This is a genomic window from Mesorhizobium sp. M5C.F.Ca.IN.020.32.2.1 (assembly GCF_004023105.1).
GTDB classification, from domain to species: domain Bacteria; phylum Pseudomonadota; class Alphaproteobacteria; order Rhizobiales; family Rhizobiaceae; genus Mesorhizobium; species Mesorhizobium wenxiniae.
Map to the genome: position 1 here is coordinate 1 of NZ_RZSX01000434.1, position 5256 is coordinate 5256.

A 5256-nucleotide genomic window follows, 5' to 3' on the forward strand; every position below is an offset into this window, starting at 1 on the left:
GTCTTCAACATCCTGTTCGCGGTGCAGACCGCACTCGACGCCACCTATCTGTGGGGCGGCATCGCCCTTCCCGACGGGCTGACCTACGCCGCCTATGCGCATCGCGGCGCCTATCCATTGATCGTCACGGCGCTGCTTGCCGCCGGCTTCGTCCTGGCGGCGTTGCGGCCGGGAAGTGCTACCTCCAGCGATCCCCTCATCCGCCGGCTGGTCTATGTCTGGGTGGCGCAGAACATCGTGCTGGTCATCTCGTCGATCCTGCGGCTCGATCTCTATATCGGCATCTATGCGCTGACCTACTGGCGCGTCGCCGCCTTCGTCTGGATGGGGCTGGTGGCGGCGGGCCTTGCTCTGATCATCGCCCGCATCGCACTCGAAAAATCCAATGAATGGCTGCTTTCCGCCAATCTTCTGACGCTTTCGGTGACGCTCTATGCCTGCTCCTTCATCAACTTCGCGGCGCTGATTGCCAACTACAATGTCGAGCACTCATTCGAAATGACCGGCCGCGGCACCAAGCTCGATTTCTGGTATTTGCGTTCGCTCGGTCCCAGCGCCTGGCCGGCGCTTGATCGCTTCCTCGAGCATCAGGCCGAGACGAATGCGGCCAGCATTCCCTCTTACCGCCAACTCGCCCGTCTGCTTGGGCAGGACCAGGCCCGCTACCGCGCGGGCCAGGAAAACTGGCGCGCCTGGAGCTTCCGCGACTGGCGGCTACTTCGTACTCTCGACACATATATCCCGTTCGTGGTTCCTCAGGGCTCCGAACCCTTCGCGCCGGGCCGCTGATCCATGCCGCACAACATCCTTGTCGCCGACGATGATCCGCATATCCGCGAAATCATCTGCTTTGCGCTCGAAAAGGCGGGGATGAAGACGGTTGCCGTATCGGACGGCGCCGCCGCATTGCAGGCGATCGGGCGCCGCGCGCCCGATCTTGTCGTGCTCGACATCGGCATGCCGGAGATGGATGGGCTGGAGGTCTGCCGGCGGCTGCGGCATACATCGGATGTGCCGGTGCTGTTCCTGTCCGCGCGTGATGAAGAAATCGACCGCATCCTCGGGCTCGAAATGGGTGGCGACGACTATGTCACCAAGCCGTTCAGCCCGCGTGAACTGGTCGCACGCGTCAAGGTCATCCTGCGGCGCGCCCGCCCGACAAAGGCGGAACAGACCGACGACCGGCAATTCTCGCATGGCAGACTGGCTTTGCTGCCGGCTAGCCACGCGGCCAGCTTCGACGGCAGGCCGCTGGTGCTGACCTCGATCGAATTCGCCATCCTGAAAGGGTTTCTGGCGCGGCCAGCACATGTGCTCGGCCGCGACATGGTTATGGCCAATGCCTATGCCGCCAACATCCATGTCGCCGACCGCACCGTCGACAGCCATATCCGGAACATCCGCGCCAAGCTGGCGGCGGCCGGCTGCACGGATGCGATCGAGACCGTGCATGGCGTCGGCTTCCGGCTCGGCCGGTGCGGCGCGTGACCGCGCATAAATGGCGGCCGCGCCTCGCCACGATCGTTGTTGCCATCCTGATCATGGTGATGGCGCTGCCGCTGGTCGGCCTGTTCTTCTTCCGGCTCTACGAGAACCAGCTGATCCGCCAGACCGAGGCCGAGCTGATCGCGCAAGGTGCGGCCCTTGGCGCCATCTATGCGCAAGAGGTCCGCGACGCCGGCGTCGCCATCGAAAAGCTCGGCGCGGCCGTGCCTGCGGACAGTGCCACCGATCCGGACTCTCGCTACCGGCCGATCGAGCCGCGCCTCGATCTTGCCTCCGACTACGTTCTGCCGGCCCGGCCGCCCGCCATCACCGCGACCGCCCCGGATCCAGCCGTCGCGGCGATCGGCGCGCGGCTGTCGGGCATTCTTGCCGAGACGCAGAAAACCACGCTTGCCGGCTTTCGGCTGCTCGACCCCAAAGGCGTCGTCATCGCCGGGCGCGAGGAGATCGGCCTGTCGCTCGGCGCCGTCGAGGAGGTTCGCCAGGCGCTGGCCGGCCGCTATGCCAGCGCGCTCCGGCAGAGGATCTCCGACGAGCCGCCACCATCGCTCTATTCGGTCAGCCGCGGTACGAGAGTCCGCGTCTTCGTCGCGATGCCGGCCGCGGTCGACGGCAAGGTCGCCGGCGTGGTCTATCTGTCGCGAACGCCGAACAACATCGTCAAGCACCTCTATGGCGAGCGCGGCAAGGTGGGGCTGGCGGCGATCGCCATCCTCGGCGGCACGCTGCTTATCGGCCTGGTCTTCCTGCGCACCGTCAGCCGGCCGATCTACGCGCTGATGGAACGGACAAAGCGCATCGCGGCCGGTGATCGCGACGCGATCAGGCCGCTCGATCATCACGGCACGCGCGAGATGGCGGCGCTTTCCGACGCCTTCCTCGACATGGCCGAAAAGCTGCATGCGCGCTCGGACAGCATCCAGACCTTCGCTACGCATGTCTCGCACGAGCTCAAATCGCCGCTGACGGCGATCCAGGGGGCGGCCGAACTGCTGCGCGATTCGGGCAGCGCGATGGATGAGGGCGAACGGCGGCGGTTTTCGAACAACATCGTCACCGATGCCGAACGGCTCAACCTTCTGGTGCGCCGTCTGCTCGACCTGGCGCGCGCTGAAAATCTTGCGCCCGGCGGCGAAAGCACGTTGGTTGGCGCCGCACTGGCGCTGCTGCCGGCCGAGGACAGGCTGGCGGTCCGTGTCGAGGGAGGCGGCGATATCCGCCTGCGCATGTCGGCCGAGAACGCGGCCATCGTGCTCGCCAATCTCATCGACAATTCGGCGCGCCATGGCGCAACGCTCGTTTCGATCACGGCGGCGAGCGCGGGCGGCAAGGCGACGATTCTGGTGAGCGACGACGGCGCCGGCATTTCGCCCAGCAATCGGGGGCGGATATTCGAGCCGTTCTTCACCACGCGCCGCGATGCAGGCGGCACCGGCATGGGCCTCGGCATCGTGCTGGCCCTCCTGAAAGCGCATGATGGCACGATCCGCCTGGTTGACTCCGAGCGCGGCACGCGCTTCGAGATCATCCTGCCGGCTGTATGAATTGGAGCCTGATTCCGAAAACCGGTTTTCGGGATCATGCTCTAGAACTGGAGACGCAAAAAAGTGCGCTACGACGTCGTCATCATCGGCGGAGCCATCGTAGGCTCCTCGATCGCCTATTATCTGCGCGAGGAAGGGTTTTCCGGTTCGATCGCGCTGGTCGAGCGCGACCCGCAATTCGCCCATGCGGCAACGACGCTGTCCTGTGCTTCCATTCGCCAGCAGTTTTCAATTCCCGAGAACATCCGCCTGTCGCAGTTCACGCTGAAACTGTTCCGGCGACTGACGGAAGAGTTTGGAGCCGACGCCGATATCGGCTTTCGCGAAGGCGGTTATCTCATCCTCGCCGGCGAGAACGGACTGCCGATCCTCAAGGCGAACCACGAGGCGCAGATCGCCGAAGGCGCCGACATCGTCCTTGAGGATGCGGATGCGTTGGTGCGTCGCTTCCCATGGCTATCGGCCGAAGGCATCACCGCGGGCGCCTATGGCCGCAGCGGCGAGGGCTGGTTCGACGCGCATGCGATGCTGATGCTGTTCCGCAAGGCGCTCCGCGAGAAAAACATCGATTTCGTCACCGCTGATGTGACCGGCATCGAGCGGCAGGGCGACCGCGTCACCAGCGTCAACCTCGACAATGGCGAGCGGCTCGAGGCCGGCATCGTCGTCAACGCCGCCGGGCCGAATGCCGGCAAGGTTTCTGCAATGGCCGGACTGGTACTGCCGGTGGAACCGCGCAAGCGCAATGTCTTCATCTTCGAGGCGCGCGAGAAATATGCCGACATGCCGCTGCTGGTCGATCCGAGCGGCATTTATGTCAGGCCGGAAGGCTCGGTCTACATCACCGGCGGCGCCGAGCCGCAAGAGGGCGACGGCCCCGCCGATCCCGGCGATTTCGAGCCCGACTGGCCGCTGTTCGAAGAGGTGATCTGGCCAGTGCTGGCGACCCGCATTCCCGCCTTCGAAGCGATCAAGCCGACGCGTGCCTGGGCCGGCCATTACGACTACAACACGCTCGACCAGAACGCGGTGATCGGCCCGCATCCGCAGGTCAGAAATTTCCTCTTCGCCAACGGTTTTTCCGGCCACGGCCTGCAGCAGGCGCCGGCGGTCGGCAAGGCGCTGGCCGAGCTGATCGTGCATGGCGGCTACCGCACGGTGGATTGCGCGGCATTTGGGTACAGCCGTGTGGCAGAGGGGCGGGCGTTTCGCGAATTGAACGTGATCTGAGGCGCCATCGCGTCTATGGCAAGGGCGTTGCCGAGCGCATGGCCCTTAACCGTGTTGTCGAAAATGCACCAGACCTCAGCGCCCGCCGCACTCGCCGCATCCAGCCGCTGCCTGATCGCGATCAGGCTGTCAGTGTCATAGTCCGAGTAATAAATACGCGGCGCGCCATGCAGGCGGAAATAGACGAGGCCCGGCCAGCCGGATGGCGTGGCTGCAGCGGGAACGCGAGCCGGATCGGCTGCCACACGCGCTACACGGAAGCCGGTCAGAAGCGCATCGGCGTCCTGTTCGAACCAGCTCGCATGACGAGGCTCGCAAGCTATTTTCGAGCCGGTTTGCTTTCGCAACAAACCGAAGAACTCCTCGGTGACATGCGGCTCGAAGGACAGGCTGGGTGGCAATTGCACTAGCAGCACAGCGAGCTTCCGGCCTAGGCCTCCGGCCTGCCCGAGGAATGCCCCGATCAGGTCTTCGCAGTCGGCAAGCCGATGCTCGTGTGTCACGGCCCTGGGGACCTTCACGCAGAAGCGGAAATCTTCCGGGACCGAATGCGTCCAACGCTCATAGGTCTCACGGCGGTGCGGCTTATAAAAGGATGAATTGATTTCGACGCCGGCAAGACGGCCGGAGTAACGCTCGAGATGCGCCCCGGATCCCGGGAAAAGATCCTTGTAGCGCGACGGGATGCCCCAACCGGCTGTGCCCACGAAGCATCGATGCTTTTCCATGCTGGAGATGTGGACAGGGCACTGCGCAGGTCAAGGGAGCGGTAATAGGCCGAGACCATGCGGCCGGCGCTCACCTGTCAGCAGCACATTCCGCGTGCTCGGCCGCTGCTTGGCTCCCGCCGGCAGAAAAATGCGTCCGTCAGCGCTCGCGGGCGAACCAGAACGCGTCGGGCATGCGCTTCATGCCGATCCGCTCGTAGAAGCCGACGGCGTCGGGCACGGAAATCAGTGAGATGGCGACGGATGGC

General features: G+C 64.7%; 5 protein-coding genes and 1 pseudogene. 4 read left to right on the forward strand and 2 right to left on the reverse strand.

Features of this window, described 5'->3' with window-relative positions; all coding sequences use genetic code 11:
• The 4 genes from EOA86_RS20875 to EOA86_RS20890 form a co-directional block, all read left to right on the forward strand.
• The coding region (locus EOA86_RS20875) for a DUF4173 domain-containing protein (protein ID WP_164891874.1) at positions 1–789 on the forward strand (789 nt) is incomplete at its 5' end.
• Between the two features lie 3 nt (positions 790–792).
• Positions 793–1488, forward strand: a complete 696-nt coding sequence (locus EOA86_RS20880) for a response regulator transcription factor (protein ID WP_065007316.1) — start codon at positions 793–795, stop codon at positions 1486–1488.
• Between the two features lie 59 nt (positions 1489–1547).
• Positions 1548–3050 carry a HAMP domain-containing sensor histidine kinase gene (locus EOA86_RS20885; RefSeq protein WP_164891875.1) on the forward strand — a complete coding sequence of 501 codons (1503 nt, stop codon included), beginning with the start codon at positions 1548–1550 and terminating at the stop codon, positions 3048–3050.
• 63 nt (positions 3051–3113) lie between these two features.
• Positions 3114–4280, forward strand: coding sequence for an FAD-binding oxidoreductase (locus EOA86_RS20890; protein ID WP_128343378.1), 1167 nt, complete (start codon positions 3114–3116; stop codon positions 4278–4280).
• Here EOA86_RS20890 and EOA86_RS20895 read toward each other — a convergent pair.
• Both EOA86_RS20895 and EOA86_RS40490 read right to left on the reverse strand, forming a co-directional pair.
• A complete protein-coding gene (locus tag EOA86_RS20895; protein WP_348633358.1) occupies positions 4199–4987 on the reverse strand; it encodes a DUF72 domain-containing protein in 789 nt (262 codons plus the stop codon). The two genes, EOA86_RS20890 and EOA86_RS20895, sit on opposite strands and share 82 nt — an antisense overlap.
• A gap of 160 nt (positions 4988–5147) precedes the next feature.
• Positions 5148–5256, reverse strand: a pseudogene (locus tag EOA86_RS40490) (GNAT family N-acetyltransferase); the annotation flags it as partial.

What these genes read in the sequence shown, in the direction of transcription:
- EOA86_RS20880 (WP_065007316.1), top strand. Translation starts at nt 793, where the DNA reads ATGCCGCACAACATCCTTGTCGCCGACGATGATCCGCATATCCGCGAA.
- EOA86_RS20885 (WP_164891875.1), top strand. Translation starts at nt 1,548, where the DNA reads ATGGCGCTGCCGCTGGTCGGCCTGTTCTTCTTCCGGCTCTACGAGAAC.